14 protein-coding genes are annotated in these 17,343 nt (G+C 74.2%); 5 read left to right on the top strand and 9 right to left on the bottom strand.

Annotated features, from left to right (window positions below):
• Window positions 1-18 precede the first annotated feature (18 nt).
• Window positions 19-471: a TetR/AcrR family transcriptional regulator gene (locus AC24FB_RS10280; RefSeq protein ID WP_425713713.1), complete on the top strand. Its 453-nt coding sequence runs from the start codon at window positions 19-21 to the stop codon at window positions 469-471.
• Window positions 472-486: 15 nt separating this feature from the next.
• Here AC24FB_RS10280 and AC24FB_RS10275 read toward each other — a convergent pair whose 3' ends face one another.
• Together AC24FB_RS10275 and ppdK are read right to left on the bottom strand one after the other, a co-directional pair.
• Window positions 487-3,561 (bottom strand): FAD-binding and (Fe-S)-binding domain-containing protein, encoded by a 3,075-nt coding sequence (locus tag AC24FB_RS10275; RefSeq protein ID WP_425713714.1) that lies wholly within the window; start codon window positions 3,559-3,561, stop codon window positions 487-489.
• Window positions 3,562-3,691: 130 nt separating this feature from the next.
• On the bottom strand, window positions 3,692-6,409 hold the full coding sequence (ppdK, locus tag AC24FB_RS10270) for a pyruvate, phosphate dikinase (RefSeq protein WP_425713715.1): 2,718 nt from the start codon (window positions 6,407-6,409) through the stop codon (window positions 3,692-3,694).
• A 186-nt stretch (window positions 6,410-6,595) separates the two neighbouring features.
• Here ppdK and AC24FB_RS10265 point away from each other — a divergent pair, with 186 nt between their 5' ends.
• Complete coding sequence (locus tag AC24FB_RS10265) at window positions 6,596-7,327, top strand: glutamine amidotransferase (RefSeq protein WP_425713716.1); 732 nt, start codon at window positions 6,596-6,598, stop codon at window positions 7,325-7,327.
• A gap of 108 nt (window positions 7,328-7,435) precedes the next feature.
• On the top strand, window positions 7,436-8,554 hold the full coding sequence (locus AC24FB_RS10260) for a DUF4349 domain-containing protein (RefSeq protein ID WP_425713717.1): 1,119 nt from the start codon (window positions 7,436-7,438) through the stop codon (window positions 8,552-8,554).
• A 93-nt stretch (window positions 8,555-8,647) separates the two neighbouring features.
• On the opposite strand, the gene AC24FB_RS10255 is transcribed toward AC24FB_RS10260, so the two are convergent.
• Entirely contained in the window at window positions 8,648-11,224 is a 2,577-nt protein-coding gene (locus tag AC24FB_RS10255; RefSeq protein ID WP_463652990.1) for an ATP-dependent Clp protease ATP-binding subunit, read from the bottom strand.
• A gap of 193 nt (window positions 11,225-11,417) precedes the next feature.
• Here AC24FB_RS10255 and AC24FB_RS10250 point away from each other — a divergent pair, with 193 nt between their 5' ends.
• Window positions 11,418-12,110: a hypothetical protein gene (locus AC24FB_RS10250; RefSeq protein ID WP_425713719.1), complete on the top strand. Its 693-nt coding sequence runs from the start codon at window positions 11,418-11,420 to the stop codon at window positions 12,108-12,110.
• Window positions 12,111-12,122: 12 nt separating this feature from the next.
• Here the strand turns inward: AC24FB_RS10250 and AC24FB_RS10245 are convergent, their stop codons facing one another.
• On the bottom strand, window positions 12,123-12,851 hold the full coding sequence (locus tag AC24FB_RS10245) for a TetR/AcrR family transcriptional regulator (protein WP_425713720.1): 729 nt from the start codon (window positions 12,849-12,851) through the stop codon (window positions 12,123-12,125).
• A gap of 126 nt (window positions 12,852-12,977) precedes the next feature.
• Here AC24FB_RS10245 and AC24FB_RS10240 point away from each other — a divergent pair, with 126 nt between their 5' ends.
• Entirely contained in the window at window positions 12,978-13,361 is a 384-nt protein-coding gene (locus AC24FB_RS10240) for a VOC family protein (RefSeq protein WP_425713721.1), read from the top strand.
• 13 nt (window positions 13,362-13,374) lie between these two features.
• On the opposite strand, the gene dtd is transcribed toward AC24FB_RS10240, so the two are convergent.
• The 5 genes from dtd to AC24FB_RS10215 form a co-directional block, all read right to left on the bottom strand.
• Entirely contained in the window at window positions 13,375-13,824 is a 450-nt protein-coding gene (gene dtd / locus AC24FB_RS10235) for a D-aminoacyl-tRNA deacylase (RefSeq protein WP_425713722.1), read from the bottom strand.
• A 70-nt stretch (window positions 13,825-13,894) separates the two neighbouring features.
• Window positions 13,895-14,290, bottom strand: a complete 396-nt coding sequence (locus AC24FB_RS10230) for a DUF2516 family protein (protein WP_425713723.1) — start codon at window positions 14,288-14,290, stop codon at window positions 13,895-13,897.
• Between the two features lie 68 nt (window positions 14,291-14,358).
• Entirely contained in the window at window positions 14,359-15,558 is a 1,200-nt protein-coding gene (locus AC24FB_RS10225; protein ID WP_425713724.1) for an FUSC family protein, read from the bottom strand.
• A 5-nt stretch (window positions 15,559-15,563) separates the two neighbouring features.
• Entirely contained in the window at window positions 15,564-16,727 is a 1,164-nt protein-coding gene (gene ygfZ, locus AC24FB_RS10220) for a CAF17-like 4Fe-4S cluster assembly/insertion protein YgfZ (protein ID WP_425713725.1), read from the bottom strand.
• Window positions 16,727-17,311: a heme-binding beta-barrel domain-containing protein gene (locus AC24FB_RS10215; RefSeq protein ID WP_425713726.1), complete on the bottom strand. Its 585-nt coding sequence runs from the start codon at window positions 17,309-17,311 to the stop codon at window positions 16,727-16,729. Before AC24FB_RS10215 ends, ygfZ begins: the two co-directional genes overlap by 1 nt.
• Between the last annotated feature and the right edge of the window lie 32 nt (window positions 17,312-17,343).

The raw sequence follows: 17,343 nt of genomic DNA, 5'->3' as shown, positions 1-17,343 counted from the left end.
ACGACGAGAAGAGGAACGATGTCGAGCAGGTCGGAGATCGACGAGTCGCTCATCGCCGGCGCCCTCGCGCTGGTCGCCACCTCGGGCAGCGCCGAGCTCTCGGTACGGTCGCTGGCATCCGCGGGCGGGCGTTCGACGATGTGCGTGTACTCCCACTTCGGCGGTCGGGGCGGACTGCTGACCGCCGCCTACGCGCGGGCGGCGGAGGGACTCCTGCAGGCGATGGACGCGGCGGTCTCCGATGCGACGGCCGCCGACGCGGCGGGACGCGCCCGGGAGGCCTATCTCGCGTGGGCCGGACAGGACCTGCGGCGGTACCGCCTCCTGTTCGCGAGCGAGCTCGAGCCGCTCGACATCGACCCCGCCGTCCGGGGACGGCTCGTCGACGACGTGGCGGAACGGCTCGGTGGCCGTGACCGCTGGGCCGCCGCGCACGGCGAGGTGAGCCTCGACCTCGTGACGATCGGCTGACCGGCCGCCCCCGCGTCAGGGGGTGACGCGGCCCAGCAGCAGCTCGGCGAGGTGCACGCCCCTGCGCCCGGCCAGCTGGTCCGCCTGCGTGCGGCAGGAGAAGCCGTCGGCGAGGAACGTGGCGTCCGGGTGCTCGCGGAGCGCCGGCAGGAGGGCGTTCTCGGCGACGGCGGCGCTCACCTCGGCGTGCCCCTTCTCCATCCCGAAGTTGCCGGCCAGGCCGCAGCAGCCCGCGAGGTTCGTCGTCGTCGCCCCGGTCGAGGCGATGAGCGCGCGGTCGGTCTCCCAGCCCATGACCGAGTGGTGGTGGCAGTGCGGCTGCGCCACGACCTCGACCCCGGTGAGGTCCGGCGCGCTCCACCGCTCCCCCGGGCCGATCGGGTCGGGCGCCGTGAGGAGCTCGGCGAGCGTGTACGTGCTGCTCGCGAGCAGGTGGGCGCGCGGGTCGTCCGGGAGGAGCTCGGGCATGTCGTCGCGCAGCGCCGCGGTGCACGACGGCTCGACGCCGACCACCGGGATGCCGTTGGCCGCGAACGGGGCGAGGACCCCGAGCAGGTCGCGCATCCGGGTCCGTGCGCCGTCGAGCTGGCCGGTCGAGATCCACGTGAGCCCGCAGCAGACCTTGTCCTCCGGGATGACCACCGTGTAGCCGGCGGCCTCGAGGAGCTCGACGGTGGCCTGCGCGCCGGCGCCGTCGAGGGTCTCGGAGAACGAGTCGGTGAACAGCACGACGTACCGTCGAGATTGCGGTTCGTGCACGTCGAGACTGCGGTTGGGGGCCGCACGATCGGCACCGTCTCGTCGAGACTGCGGTTCGTGCACGTCGAGACTGCGGTTGGGGGCCGCACGATCGGCACCGTCTCGTCGAGACTGCGGTTCGTGCGTATCGTTGCGGCTCGCGAGACCCGGGCCGTCCAGCGCCTCGGCCGACGCCGTGCGCACGGCGCCGCGCCCGCCGCTGCGTTTCTTCCACCAGGTCGTCAGGCGCTGCGTGGCGAAGCCCGGCATGGCGCGGGATGTGTCGACGCCGGCGATCGCGAACGCGAGCCTGCGCAGCGCGCCGACGCTGAGGACGGCGTTGGCGACGCGCGCGAGGCCGGGCACCCCGGTGACGAGGTTGGCGAGCACCGGGAGACGGCCGAGCGTGTAGTGGGTCCGCGGCCGGAGCTTCCCCTCGTACGCGCGGTGGAGCGTCTCGGCCTTGAGCCGCGCGACGTCCATCCCCGCGGGGCAGTCCGCCGAGCACGCCTTGCAGGACAGGCACAGGTCGAGCGACTCGAGCAGCGCCGGGTCGTCCCACCGCGCGACGAGCTCGCCGTTGGTCACCTCCTGCAGGACGCGGGCGCGCCCGCGGGTGACGTCCTTCTCGTCCTTCGTCGCCTGGTAGCTCGGGCACATGAAGCCGCCCGACGCCGAGCTGTCCGCCCGGCACTTCCCCACCCCGGTGCACCGATGCGCGGCGCGCGTGACGTCGCCACCGTCCTCGCTGAATGCGAACCCACCGCCACGGGCGACCGGCAGCGGCTTCGCGGCTGGCCGGCGCAGGTACGCGCCGACGGGGTCCGGGTCGACGAGCACACCCGGGTTGAGCGACACCTTCGGGTCGAACAGGTTCTTGACCTGCCCGAACAGGCCCATCACCTCGGGTCCGTACATCCGGTCGAGCAGCTCGGACCGAGCGCGACCGTCGCCGTGCTCCCCGGAGAGCGATCCCCCGTGCGCCACGGCGATGTCGGCCGCCTCGGCCACCGTCTCCGCGAACTCCCGCGCGCCGCGCGCGCCGTCGTCGAGGGGGAAGTCGACGCGCACGTGGACGCACCCGTCCCCGAAGTGGCCGTAGAGCAGGCCGTCGAGGCCGCGACGGTCGAGCATGGCCATGAAGTCGCGCAGGTAGGCCCCGAGGTTCTCCGGGGGGACGGCGGCGTCCTCCCAGCCCGGCCACGCCGGCATGCCGGCGGGCGTGCGTCCGCCGAGCCCGGCGCCGTCGGCCCGGATCCGCCACAGGGCGTCCGCCTCGGCTCCCGCGGGGACGACGACCGCCGCATCCGTCGATCCGGCGGCGGCGAGCGCGCGCGCCCGGGCGAGGACGTCGGCGTCGGACTCGTGCTCCTCTGCACCGACCTCGACCATGAGCCAGCCCTGCCCCGCGGGCAGCTCGGGAACGGCGCCGGGCCCCTTGGCACGGCGCACGACGTCGACGAGCCTGGCGTCGAGCCCCTCGACGGCGAGCGGCCGGTGCTCGAGGAGGGCCGGCACGGCGTCGGCGGCGGCGATCATGTCCGGGTAGCCGAGGACGACGAGCACGGGCCGCGCCGGGACCGGCACGAGCCGCACGGTGCCGCCGAGCATCGTGACGAGCGTGCCCTCGGACCCGACGAGCATCTTCGCCAGGTCGCGTCCGTTCTCCGGCAGCAGGTGCTCGAGGGAGTAGCCGGAGACCTGACGGCCGAACCGGCCCAGCTCCGACCGGATCGGCCCAAGCCCCCTCGTGACCAGGTCGGACAGTCCGTCGACCACGTCGAGCGCGTTCCGTCCCGAACCCGCCGTGAAACGGCGGCCGAGCCCGTCGACGACGTCGAGCGAGTGGACGTTGTCCGCCGTGCGGCCGTAGGCGAGCGCGTGGGGTCCGCACGCGTTGGTGCCGATCATCCCGCCGATCGTCGCGCGGTTCTGCGTGGACGGGTCCGGGCCGAACCGCAGACCGTGCGGCGCGGCCGCGCGCTGGAGGTCGGCGAGCACGACGCCGGGCTCGACGACAGCGGTGCGCGCGTCCGGGTCGATCTCGCCGATGCCCGTGAGGTGCCGGGACACGTCGAGGACCACGCCGGGACCGACCGAGTTGCCGGCCGTCGAGGTCCCGCCGCCGCGCAGGGTGACCGGCGCGCCGGCGGCGCGCGCCACGTCGAGCGCGGCGAGGGTGTCCGGTACGTCGCGCGGGACGACGACGACCTGCGGGACCACGCGGTAGTTCGAAGCGTCGGTCGAGTACTCCGCGCGGCGGCGCGTGCCGTCGGAGACCTCGCCGTCGACCGCCGACCGGAGCGAGGCGGCGAGCTCGTCGGTGCCGGGGGTCGCCGTCGTCGTGCTCATCCCCCCATGATCACCCCTGCCGGACCACCCGGGCGCCGGGGGCCGCGGGTCGGGACGTCCGAGGCGTCACCAGGTCGACGACGAACCGCAACCTCGATGGGCACCAACCGCAATCTCGACGAAGAAGGGGTCAGCGGGTGGCGTCCTCCCCCTGCACCGCCGCGCGGCCGGCCTCGAGGCGCGCGATCGGCACCCGGAACGGGGAGCAGGACACGTAGTCGAGCCCGACGGACTCGAAGAAGTGGATCGACTCCGGGTCGCCGCCGTGCTCGCCGCAGACCCCGAGCTTGAGGCTCGGCTTCGTCGACCGGCCGCGCTCGGCACCGATCCGCACGAGCGCGCCCACGCCGTCGGCGTCGATGGTCTCGAACGGGGAGATCGTCAGCACGCCGTTGGCGAGGTAGTCGGCGAAGAAGGCGCCCTCGACGTCGTCGCGGGAGAAGCCCCACGCCGTCTGGGTGAGGTCGTTGGTGCCGAACGAGAAGAAGTCCGCCTCGTCGGCGATGCGCTCCGCCGTCATGGCGGCCCGCGGGAGCTCGATCATGCAGCCGATCGGGATGTCGAGCGTGACGCCGTGCTCGGCGGCGACGTCGGCGACCACCTGCTCCGCCTCGTCGCGCACGATCTGCAGCTCGCGGCGCGAGCCCACGAGCGGCACCATGATCTCCGGCCGGGGCCTGCCCCCGGCGGCGATCCGCCGCGCAGCGGCCTCGGCCACGGCGCGGATCTGGAGCGCGAACAAGCCCGGGATCTTCAGGCCGAGCCGCACGCCGCGCAGGCCGAGCATCGGGTTGGACTCGTGCATGCGCCGCACGGCCGCGAGCAGCGCCCGCCTGCGCTCGACCTTCGCGCCGTCCTCGCCCCGCTCCTCGGCGAGCGCCACCTCGACGGACAGCTCGGTGAGGTCGGGCAGGAACTCGTGCAGCGGCGGGTCGATGAGCCGGATCGTGGCCGGCAGCCCGTCCATCGCCGTAAGGATCCCCTCGAAGTCGGACCTCTGCGGCTCGAGCAGGCCGGCCAGGGCGGCGTCCCGCTCGGCGTCCCCGTCGGCGAGGATGAGCCGTTCGACGAGCTCGCGCCGATCGCCGAGGAACATGTGCTCGGTGCGGCACAGGCCGATGCCCTGGGCACCGCGCTCGCGGGCGCGCTGCGAGTCGTCCGCGTTGTCGGCGTTGGCACGCACGTCCATGCGGCGCCGGGCGTCGGCGTGGCTGAGCAGGCGGTGGACGGCCTCGACGAGCTCGCGCGGGTCGACGTCGTCGCCCGCGGCCGCCAGCCCGGCGTCGATCCCGCCGGAGATGTAGGCCATGACCGGCGAGTCGGAGACCGGGACGTCGCCGAGGAAGACCTCGCCGGTGGTGCCGTCGATGGCCACGACGTCGCCCGGCCGGAGCACGTGCTCGCCGATCGTCACGGTGCCGGCCTCGACGTCGACGACGATCTCCTCGGCGCCGACGACCGCGCACGTGCCCATGCCGCGGGCCACCACGGCCGCGTGCGAGGTCTTGCCGCCGCGCGAGGTGAGCACGCCCTTGGCCACGATCATCCCGCCGAGGTCGTCCGGGTTGGTCTCGCGCCGCACGAGGATGACGTCGGCGCCGGCCGCGGCGCGGGCCTCCGCCTGGGCGGTGTCGAGGACGATCTCGCCGACGGCGGCACCCGGCGAGGCCGACAGGCCGGTCGTCAGGTGCTCCTTGGCGGCGGCGGGGTCGAACTGGGGGAACATCAGCTGGCTGAGCTGCGCGCCGGTCACCCGTCCGAGGGCCTCGTCCATCGTGATGAGGTTCTCGTCGACGAGCTGGGTCGCCACCCGGAAGGCGGCCCCCGCGGTCCGCTTGCCCACGCGGGTCTGGAGCAGCCACAGCTTGCCCTGCTCGATCGTGAACTCGATGTCGCACAGGTCGCGGTAGTGGGTCTCGAGCCGGCGCATCGCGGCGCGCAGGTCGGCGTACGAGCCCGGGTCCAGCGTCTCGAGGTCGGTGAGGTGGAGGGTGTTGCGGATGCCCGCCACCACGTCCTCGCCCTGCGCGTTGACGAGGTAGTCGCCGTACATCCCCGACTCGCCGGTGGACGGGTCCCGCGTGAAGCAGACGCCGGTGCCCGAGGAGTCCCCGAGGTTGCCGAACACCATCGTCACGACGTTGACGGCGGTGCCGAGGTCGTCCGAGATGCGCTCGCGGCGGCGGTAGAGCCGCGCCCGGTCGGTGTTCCACGACCGGAACACGGCCTCGACCGCGAGGTCGAGCTGCTCGCGCGGGTGCTGCGGGAACTCCCGCCCCGCGTTGTCGCGCACGATCGCCTTGTACTCGTCGACGAGCTCGCGCAGGTCCTCCTCGGTGAGGTCGACGTCCGCCGCCGCCCCGCGCGCCGCCTTCTTCGCGTCGAGCGCGTCGGAGAACAGCTCCCCGTCGACGTCGAGGACCGTCTTGCCGAACATCTGGATGAGGCGCCGGTAGGAGTCCCAGGCGAAGCGCGCGTCCCCGGCGAGCTCGGTGAGGCCCTGCACGGACGCGTCGTTGAGCCCGATGTTGAGGACCGTGTCCATCATCCCGGGCATCGAGAACTTCGCCCCGGAGCGCACCGACACGAGCAGCGGGTCGTGGAAGTCGCCGAGCGAGCGACCCGCGGTGTCCTCGAGCTCGCGCAGCGCGAGCGTCACCTCGACCCGCAGGTCGGGGGGCACGTCGCCGTCGCGCAGGTACGCCCGGCACGCCTCGGTGGTGATCGTGAATCCCGGGGGCACGGGCAGCCCGAGCCGGGTCATCTCGGCCAGGTTCGCCCCCTTCCCGCCCAGGAGGTCCTTCTGGTCCTTGTCACCCTCGGTGAACCGGTACACGTACGTCGCCATCGCCGTCCCTCACTTGTGTTCACAGCGCACGCCGCCTCGTGCGCATACGTGCACCGTAGGGAAGCCCTCGCCCCGCCGGGCCCGTTTGTCACCATGTGGAACTCGGCGTGCCGCCGTGACCGACCGCATGCTGGACCGCGCGGCGCACGGTCGCCGCGCACCCGCCACCTGGGGCAGGATCTCTTGGTGCCCGCCCACTTTCTCCTCCTCTCGTCGCGCCCCGAGCAGCGCGCCGCGGACGACGAGCACACGGCGATCGCCCGCCACATGGGCGTGCCCACCGAGCGCGTCGTCCGCCTGTCGATGACCGACGACGCCTACGTCGCGCCCGACCCGACCGCGTTCGCCGGTGTCCTCCAGGGCGGCTCGCCGTTCACCGGCTCCACGCCCCTCGAGGAGCAGTCGGACCTCCAGCGCCGCACGGAGGACCGGCTCGGCGAGGTGCTCGACCGGGTCGTGGCCTCGGCCGTGCCGTTCATGGGCCTGTGCTACGCGGTCGGCACGCTGACGCGGCGCCTGGGAGCCGTTGTCGACGAGACCTACGGGCGCGGCACCTCCGCCGTGCGGGTCAGGCTGACCGAGGAGGGGCGGGCCGACCCGCTGCTCACCGACGTGCCGGACGCGTTCGACGCCTACGTCGGACACCACGAGGCGGTGACCGTCGCCCCGCCGGGGTCCGTGCGGCTCGCGACCTCGGCCCCCACGCCTGTCCAGATGCTGCGGACCGCGCCGGACCAGTACGTCACCCAGTTCCACCCCGAGCTCGACACCGCGGGCCTCGTGCGGCGGATGACCGACTACCGGCACTCGGGCTACTTCCCGTCCGACGAGTTCGACCGGGTCGTCGCCGAGATCTCGCGCGCCCGGGTCGACGACGCCCACCGCGTCCTGGAGGCCTTCGCCCGCCGCTACGGCTGACCGCGGGTCCTGTCGATGGGGAGAACTTCGGTGACGACGAGGTCACCGCGAGGTCCCGAAACGGTTGCCGGCGTGGCCGGGGCCGCCCCGTCCTGCGACGGTTCGATCATGCGAACGACGACACCCACGACCACCCGACGACGACGAACCCCCCGCCGCGCGACCGCCGTGCTCGCGCTCGGGCTAGCCGCCACGCTCAGCGCCTGCGGGTCCTCCGGCTCCGGCGGCGACGAGGCGCACGAGGATGCGGGCGTCCCCGCGTACGAGGAGTCCGTCGAGAGCGCCGACCAGGCCGAGGGCGGCGCGGCCGACAGCGGCGCCGACCCCGCGGCGGACGCCGCCCAGGTCACGGCCGACGGCGTCGACCGGGTGGTCGTCACCACCGGGGACGCGACCGTCGTCGTCGAGGACCCCGTCGCCGCGACCGAGGAGGTCGTCACCCTCGTCGAGACCTACGAGGGCCGCGTCGAGGGTCGTCAGCAGAACAGCAGCGCGGAGCGGCCGTGGGGCCAGGTGGTCGTCCGGGTCGCGCCCGAGGAGACCGACGCCTTCCTCGCGGACCTCGGCGAGATCGGCGAGGTCGACCAGGTGGCGACCACGGCCGACGACGTCACCGGCACGGTCCGGGACCTCGACGCCGAGATCAGCGCGCTCGAGACCTCCGTCGCCCGGCTCGAGGGCCTGATGGAGGAGGCGGGGTCGGTGGCGGACCTGCTGGCCGCCGAGACCGAGCTGACCACCCGGCAGGCCGAGCTCGACCAGCTCCGGGCCCAGCGCACGGACCTCGGCGAGCAGGCCGCGATGTCCACCCTCACCGTAGATCTCGTCACCGAGGACGCGCCGTCCACCACCGGGGAGCAGTCCGGCTGGTCGGAGATGTGGGAGGACGCGAGCGAGGCGTTCACCGGGGCGATCCAGGGCATCGTCGTGGCGGTCGCCGCGCTCGCGCCGCTGCTCGTGGCGCTGGGGATCGTCGCGGCGATCGTCGTCGTCGTCGTGCGCCGGAACCGCGCGCGCACCCGGGAGCGCGAGGAGGCCACGCGGGCCATGCACGCCGAGGCGCAGGCGCTGGACCAGACCCGCGCGCGGCGCGGGCCGCAGCACCCGGACGGACCTGCGACGCAGGCGGGCGGCCGGGTGCCCGCCGGTCGTCCGGGCACCTCGGGGACGCCGCAGGACGGGCCCCAGCAGGACGGGCCACAGCAGGACAGCTCGCCGAAGGACTGAGGCCGACCCCGGTCACAACGAACGGCGGGGGCCGGAGGTGGATGTCCACCTCCGGCCCCCGCCGTCGTCCTGCGTGCGGTCGACCGCCCGGGATCAGCTGCCCGGCTGCATCTGGCCGGACCCGCCGGCGCCGCCCACGGGGGCGGCCGCCGGGAGCGCCCGCCCGGCCGTGGCCACGCGCTCGGCCTCGGGGCGCTCGACCTTCTCGATCGGCCCGTCGTGGTCGACGAACTCGAAGGTCAGCTCGCCGAGGATGCCCTCGCCGGTGGCGTCGACCTTGATGAGCTGCCCGGCCTTGACCTCGCTGAACAGGATCTTCTCGGACAGGACGTCCTCGATGTCCCGCTGGATCGCGCGGCGCAGCGGACGCGCGCCGAGCACCGGGTCGTAGCCGCGCTCGGCGAGCAGGGCCTTGGCGGCGTCGGTCAGCTCGATCGTCATCTCCTGGTCGCGCAGGCGGGCGTCCAGGCGGGCGATCATGAGGTCGACGATCTGGACGATCTCCTCCTGCGAGAGCTGCGGGAAGACGATCGTGTCGTCGACACGGTTGAGGAACTCGGGCCGGAAGTGCTGCTTGAGCTCGTCGTTGACCTTGTTCTTCATCCGCTCGTACGAGGTGGACAGGTCGCCGGAGGCCTGGAAGCCCGTCTGCAGGCCCTTGGCGATGTCCTTCGTGCCGAGGTTCGTCGTCATGATGATGATCGTGTTCTTGAAGTCAACGACCCGACCCTGGGAGTCGGTGAGGCGACCGTCCTCGAGGATCTGCAGCAGCGAGTTGAACAGGTCCTGGTGGGCCTTCTCCACCTCGTCGAACAGGACCACCGAGAACGGACGACGCCGGACCTTCTCCGTCAGCTGGCCGCCCTCCTCGTAGCCGACGTACCCGGGGGGCGCGCCGAAGAGGCGAGAGACGGTGTGCTTCTCGGAGTACTCCGACATGTCGAGCGTGATGAGCGCGTCCTCATCCCCGAACAGGAACTCGGCGAGCGCCTTGGCGAGCTCGGTCTTCCCGACGCCGGTGGGGCCGGCGAAGATGAACGAGCCGCCCGGACGACGCGGGTCCTTGAGGCCGGCGCGCGTGCGGCGGATCGCCTGGGAGAGGGTCGAGATCGCCTCGTCCTGGCCGATGACCCGCTTGTGCAGCTCGTCCTCCATGTGGAGCAGCTTCGCCGACTCCTCCTCGGTGAGCTTGACGACCGGGATGCCGGTCGACATCGCGAGCACCTCGGCGACGAGCTCCTCGTCGACCTCGGAGACCACGTCGAGGTCGCCCTCGCGCCAGTCCTTCTCGCGCTGCTGGCGGCGCTCGGTGAGCTGACGCTCGTCGTCGCGCAGGGAGGCGGCCTTCTCGAAGTCCTGGTCGTCGATCGCGGACTCCTTCTCCCGGCGCACCTCCTCGATCTGGTCGTCGAGCTCGCGCAGCTCCGGCGGCGCCGTCATCCGGCGGATGCGCAGGCGCGCGCCCGCCTCGTCGATGAGGTCGATCGCCTTGTCCGGCAGGTGCCGGTCGGAGACGTAGCGGTCGGCGAGCGTGACGGCCGCCTGCAGGGCGGAGTCCGTGATCGAGACCCGGTGGTGGGCCTCGTAGCGGTCACGCAGTCCCTTGAGGATCTCGACCGCGTGCGGGACCGACGGCTCCGGCACCTGGATGGGCTGGAACCGGCGCTCGAGCGCGGCGTCCTTCTCGATGTGCTTGCGGTACTCGTCGACGGTCGTGGCGCCGATCGTCTGGAGCTCGCCGCGGGCGAGCATCGGCTTGAGGATCGAGGCGGCGTCGATCGCGCCCTCCGCGGCACCAGCGCCGACGAGCGTGTGGATCTCGTCGATGAACAGGATGATGTCGCCGCGCGTGCGGATCTCCTTGAGCACCTTCTTCAGGCGCTCCTCGAAGTCACCGCGGTAGCGGGAACCGGCCACCAGCGAGCCGAGGTCGAGCGTGTAGAGCTGCTTGTCCTTGAGCGTCTCGGGGACGTCGCCCTTGACGATGTCCTGGGCGAGGCCCTCGACCACGGCGGTCTTGCCGACGCCGGGCTCGCCGATGAGGACCGGGTTGTTCTTCGTGCGGCGCGAGAGCACCTGCATGACCCGCTCGATCTGCTGCTCGCGGCCGATGACCGGGTCGAGCCGGCTCTCGCGCGCCGCCTGCGTGAGGTTGCGGCCGAACTGGTCGAGCACGGCGGAGCCGGAGGGCTGCCCCTCGGCGGGGCCGCCGGCGGCGACGGCCTCCTTGCCCTGGTAGCCCGAGAGCAGCTGGATGACCTGCTGGCGCACGCGGTTGAGGTCGGCGCCGAGCTTGGTCAGCACCTGGGCGGCGACGCCCTCGCCCTCGCGGATGAGGCCGAGGAGGATGTGCTCGGTCCCGATGTAGTTGTGGCCGAGCTGGAGGGCCTCGCGCAGCGAGAGCTCGAGCACCTTCTTCGCGCGCGGCGTGAAGGGGATGTGGCCGGCCGGGGCCTGCTGGCCCTCGCCGATGATCTCGGTGACCTGGGCACGGACGGCCTCGAGCGAGATGTCGAGCGCCTCGAGCGCCTTCGCCGCCACTCCCTCGCCCTCGTGGATGAGCCCGAGGAGGATGTGCTCGGTCCCGATGTAGTTGTGGTTGAGCATCCTCGCCTCTTCCTGGGCGAGGACGACGACGCGACGGGCGCGGTCGGTGAACCGTTCGAACATGGGCACTCCCTGGGTGTGGTGCGGTCGCCGCACGGGTCGAGCGGGGACCCTCTGCGGGCGTTCGACGACGATAACCGCGCGAGGGTGCCGTACCTGCCCGTGTTCGCCATGGGCGTGAGCGGTCGTCGCGGGCGGGGACCTCGGCCCACCCCGGGCACTTGCCGCCGCGCCGGGGGCCGCCGACGATAGGGGCATGTCGACCGACGAGCAGCCGCTGGGCCGCGGGGTACTCATCCTCGCCGCCCTCGTCACGGCTGCCCTCGTGGGCGCACTCACCCTCACCGTCATCCTGTGGCCGCGCGGCGGCGACGACGGCGCGACCGACGGCGATGCCCTCACCCTCGAGGACCCGGGCACGTCCGAGACGGAGTCCGACGGCGGCGCGGACGTCGAGGAGCCGACCACGCAGGCGCCGGAGCAGGAGACCGAGGAGGAGACCGGGACCGGGCTGCGCGACCTCACCGACAGCGCCCTGGACGAGGCGGAGCGCCTCCGGGAGCGCGCCGACGAGGAGGCCCGCGAGCTTCGCGACCGCGCCGAGGAGGAGGCACGGAGCCGGTTCAGCGACCCCCTCGACACGCTGCGCGAGCTGTTCGGCCGGGGCGACGCCGAGGAGGACGACGCGGAGGACGCCACGCCGTCCGGACCGGGCGGCGACGAGGACGAGGACGATCGGGACCGCGGTCGTGACCGCGGCGAGGACCACTCCGACGACGACGAACGGCGCGACGCCGACCGCGGCGAGCGCGACGGCAACGGCAACGGCAACGGCAACGGCAACGGTGAGGGTCGCGGCGGCGAGGGCGAGGGCGACGACGCGCCCGAGGACGACCGCAGCATCCTCGACGAGCTCATCGACGGCGCGCGCGACTACTTCCGCCCCTGACGACCGGGTCCGTCACGCGCCGCGACTCCCCGCCGCGGCCGCCAGCCCGTCGAGGATGACGGCGAGACCGAACTCGTAGGCGCTGCGCGCGTCGGCGGCGGCCCCCTGGGCCTCCCCCGCCGCGGCCCCCACGCGGGAGGCGAGCGGGAACCTCTCCTCGACCCCGAGCTCCGCCAGCCGCGCCCCCTCCCGCTCCCACCACTGCGCCGTCGACTCCTCCGCGTTCTCGACCCGCGCGGCCGCCATCGCCCGCGCCGCCCCCCGCACGTGCCCGAGCACGAGGGCGAGCGCCCGGTCGCGCGCGACGTCGTCGAGGCCGAGGGGTTCGAGCGCAGCGAGCTCGTGCTCGTACGCGCCGAGGGTGCCGGGCCCCAGCACGGCGCGCTCGGTCTCCACGTGCGCGAGCCACGGGTGCTCGGTCATGAGCGCGAGGTTCTCGGCCGCGACCTGCTCGAGCATGTCCCGCCAGGAACCGGCGAGCGGTCGGCGGGCGTGCCGCGCCCGGCAGTCGTCGACCATGAGCTCGACGAGCTGCGCGCGGTCGGTCACGTGCCCGTAGAGCGTCATCACGCCGACGCCGAGGCGCCCGGCCACGCCGCGCACGGACAGGCCGTCCAGCCCGCGTTCGTCGGCCTCGGCGACGCCCGCCGCGACGACGTCGTCGACGCCGATCCGGGGGCGGCGGCCGGGGCGGGCGGGGAGGGGGCGCTCGCCGCGCCAGAGGAGATCGATCGTGTGCACGTGACCTGCCCGTCCCTTCCGGGGGTTGCTTTCCGTACAGCGTACTGCCACAGTATCCGTGCGCTGTACGGAATCCGCGGCGCGGCGACCGTCCCGGTCGACCACGAGCACGACGAAGGAGAGCCCATGTCGTTCACACCCACCGGATTCGCGATCTCGCTCAACGTCCCGGACCCGAGCGCCTCCGCCGGGTTCCTCCGCGGGCACTTCGGGTACGAGACCGCCATGGAGCACGACGGCGTCGTCTCGCTCGCGCACCCCGCCGGGGGCTCCAACGTCATCCTGCTGCGCACCGGGCTGGAGACCTTCACCCCGGCCGACGTCGCCGGGAGCGCGGGCGAGGGCCTGCTCCTCGTGATGGAGACCGACGACCTCGACGGCGACCACGCACGCCTCGTCGCGCGCGGCGTCGAGGTCGTCACGCCACCCGAGACGGAGCCGTGGGGCGAGCGGTTCGTCCAGTACCGCGACCCGAACGGCCTGGTGGTGCAGCTCGTCCAGTGGGTCTGACCAGACCCGCGGACTACGCGCCGGCGCCGGCCGCCGGCTCGGACTCGACGAGGACGGTGACCGGCCCGTCGGCGACCATCTCGATCTCCATGTGGGCCCCGAACCGGCCGGTGGCCACCTCGACGCCCGCCGCGCGCAGCCGCTCGACCACCTCCGCGACGAGCGGCTCGGCCACGGGCCCCGGGGCGGCCGCCGACCACGACGGGCGGCGCCCCTTGCGGGTGGCCCCGTAGAGCGTGAACTGGGAGACGACGAGGACCGGCGCGGCGGCGTCGAGCACGGAGCTCTCGTCGTCGAGGATCCGCAGCTCGGCGATCTTGCGGGCGACGACCTCGGCCTGGGCGCCGGCGTCGCCGTGCGTGACCCCGACCAGGGCGAGCAGCCCGGGCCGGTCGATCTGCCCGACCACCTCGCCGTCGACGCGGACGGCCGCCCGGGTGACGCGTTGGAGGACGGCCCTCATCGCAGCGCCCGGCCGGCGGGGTGCCGGCGTGGCGGCAGCGGCGGCGGCGCGAGGTCGCTCGGCGAGAACCTCACGAACGCCAGGCGGTCGGCGGCCGGTCGTCGAAGCCGCCGCGACCACCGCGGCCACCCCGACCACCGCGGCCACCGCGACCGCCGCGCCTGCGGGGCGAGGCGTCGCGGACGGCGGGTCGCACGTCGGCGAGGTAGACGGCTCCGGCGACCACGGCCGCGAGCGAGAGCAGGCCGCCCACTCCCCCGCCGACCCCGATCGGCGGCGGCACCGACACCAGCGAGACGCCGAGCGAGGCCGCGAGGATGACCATCCAGACGCGCCGCTGGAGCTTGCCGGCCGCCACGTAGGCCGCGTCCTTGCGCATGAGGGAGTCGACGAGCGCCCACCCGGTGAGCACGACCGCGCCGAGGCTCAGCGCGAGCATGACGTAGGTCTGGAGGGCGGCGAACATGACTGACACGGTAGTCGCCGCACGCCCGGTGCAGCTGCCGGGCCGCGGCATCCGGCACGCGGCGACGGTCAGGACGCCGGGCGCTGCTCGTCGTCGTCGTGCTCCTCGTGGTCCTCGTGGTCCTCGGCGTCGATCCACCGCCAGCCGCCGTCGACGGCGGGGAGCTGCGTGCGCGCGTCGGCGGCGGTCATGCCGGCGATCTGGAGGACGTCGACGACCAGGGAGCGCAGGACCGACACGAGGGTCTGCGTGGGCCAGCCGTCGGAGGCGTAGTCGTCGGGGTCGAGGGTGTGCGCGGCCTCGGTGAGCCGGGTGCGCGAGAGGTCGGGGGCGTCGCCGCGGCCGAGCTCCACGGCGAGGAGCCGCAGCCCGGAGGACATCGCGTCGAGCGAGCGCGCGAGGTCCGGCCGCGGCCCCGTCTCGACCACGCTCTCCGCCTTGCGGGCCACGACCCGGGCGTTGCGCACGGCCCGGTCCGCGAGGACGGAGGCCCGGGCGAGCCGCCGGACCTCCCCGCGGTCGCCGCGCATCGTGGGGTTGACCGCGATGACCTGCCGCGCGTTGCGGACCGTGCGCTCCCACGTGTCGAGGACCTGCTGCGTGTCCCGGCCGAGCGTGAGGGCGTCCCGGGCGAGCTCGCGGTCGCCGAGCCGCAGCCCCTCGCCGAGGGTGCGCAGGAGGTCGGCGAGGTCGGTGATCGCGGCCTGCGCGCGGCGCCGGGGCCGACGGATCGCGTTGTCCGGCAGGAACGCCGCGACGGCGAACGCGAGGGCGGCGCCGACGAGGGCGTCGCTCCAGCGCCCGAAGGCGCCGTCGGTCACCGCCGCGCTCGCCGGCATCGCGATGACGACGATCCCCTGGATGCCGGCCTGGTAGGTGAGCAGCTCGCCCCGGTCGACCACGCGGGCCAGCATCGTGGCGACGACGAGGACGGCGAAGACCTGGACCGGCCCGACGCCGAACAGCGAGGCGAACAGCTCCCCGAGGGCGACCCCGAGCGTGCAGCCGACACCGAGCTCGGCCACCCGCCGCAGCTGCCGGTCGGAGGTGAAGCCGAGGCAGAGCCACGCCGCCGTCGGGGCGAAGATCGGCATCTCGTGCCCGAGCACCTCCGAGGAGATGAGGAAGGCCAGCGCCGCGGCGGCCGCGGCCACGACCGACGGGACGAACGCCCAGCGCGCGCGCCGGGTCCCCTGCCGCAGGCGCGTGCGGGCGTGCAGGGCGAGGCGGCGCAGACCTCGGTCGGGGCGCCCCTCCTCGTCCGCCACCGGGTCTACCTCAGGCGGCGCAGACCCGCGCCGGGCCGCTCGCCCGGCCGGGCGTCGGTGACCCCGGAGGGGTCGACGACGACCTCTTGCGCGGCCGTGACGCCGCCGGTGGTGAGGACGGCGTCGGTCGGGACCGAGCGCTTGACGACCGCGAGCGCGAGCGGGCCGTCGGTGCCGTGCCGGACCACGGAGGTGAGGCGGCCGACGACCTTGCCGTCGTTCTCGACCGGGGCGCCCGCCTCCGGGGTGATGTGCTCGCTCCCGTCGAGGTGGAGGAGCACGAGGCGGCGCGGCGGCCGGCCGAGGTTGACGAGCTTGGCCACCGTCTCCTGGCCGCGGTAGCAGCCCTTGGTCAGGTGGACGCCGGTGCGCAGCCAGTCGAGCTCGTGCGGCAGGGTCCGGTCGTCGACCTCGCGGCCGTGCCGCGGGCGGTAGGCCGCGACCCGTACGGCCTCCCACGCCCAGGTGCCGGCGAGCGAGCCGACCGACCGGGCGTCGGCGGGCGCGAGCGCGGCGGCGACGGCCTCCTCGAGCCGGTCACGCGCGAGGAGGGCGAGGACGACCGGGTGGTCCGCGCCGGGGTGGTCGGCGTCGGCGGGCCCGTAGGCGGTGGAGCCGGGCGCGGTGACGGGCCACGGGTCGTCCCACACGGCGAGCGGGTCTGCGGCGCGCAGCCGGTCGCGGCCGCCCCCGAGGGCCCCGAGGACCGCGACGTCGGCGCGGACGCGGACCTCGACGTCGAGCATGAACCGCATCGAGTCGAGGAACGCGGCGAGCGGGGCGGCGCAGGCGCCCTCGACGACGAGCCACGTGGTCTCGGCGTCGTCGACCACGGCGGCCGCGAACGCGATGTGCCCCTGGTTGTCGAGCAGGAGGAGCTCGGCGGCCTGCCCGGGCGTGAGGTCCCGGACCCACTGCGAGGACAGGGTGTCGAGCCAGGTGAGCCGGTCGGCGCCCGAGACGGTGACGACGCCGAGCTGGGAGAGGTCGACGACCGCGTCGCCCGCCTCGAGCGCACGCTGCTCGTGCACCGGGCGGCCGAGGTGGAGCGGCACGCCGGCGTCGGGGCCGGAGCCCTCGACGGCGCCCTCGCGCGCGAGCAGCGGGGAGGGCTGGGGGTGCCAGTCGGTGAGGTCCGGCGCGGCGGCCGGGGCGGTGCCGGGCAGCATCACTCGACCCGTCCGAGCCGGCCGGAGGCGTAGGGGGCGAGCGGCTTGCCGAAGGCCGCGATGTCCCGCGCCCACATGAGATCGGACTGCACGAGCCCGAGCATCCAGGAGCCCGCCGACAGCTCGGACGCGCTGGGTGAGCGGACGACCGCGTCGGTGGTCAGCTCGATCCGGGCGGGCTGCGAGCGCCCGACGTACAGCGAGAGGTGGCCGGCCGGGTCCGCGAGCAGGACCTCGAGCTCCGCGGTCTGCGGGGCGGGCTGCCCGGCGGGGACCGGCTCGCCGGGCACCGTGCGGACGTAGCCCGTCTCGGTCGACCACTGCTGGCCCTTGACGAGGTTCGCGTAGCGCTCGAGGCCGGGCATCTCGTTGGCCACGGGCCCGGACAGCCCGGGCTCGGCGAGCCAGATCGTGGCCTGCCAGCGCAGGTAGGGGCCGCCGTCGTGGTCGACCTCGATCTCCTGGACCACGACCTGCTCGTCGATGCCGTCGTAGCCGATCGCGCCGGACCCGTGCCACGTCCCGACGAGCCACGCCACCGGGTAGTTCTCGGGTGCCAGTCCCTCGGGGAACGTGAACGTCATGCCACCAGGGTAGGCGAGCGCGCGGACGGCGT

Source organism: Georgenia sp. Z1344 (assembly GCF_057652375.1).
Note: the sequence above shows the minus strand (reverse complement) of the source record. Positions and strands in the feature narration are given on the sequence as shown.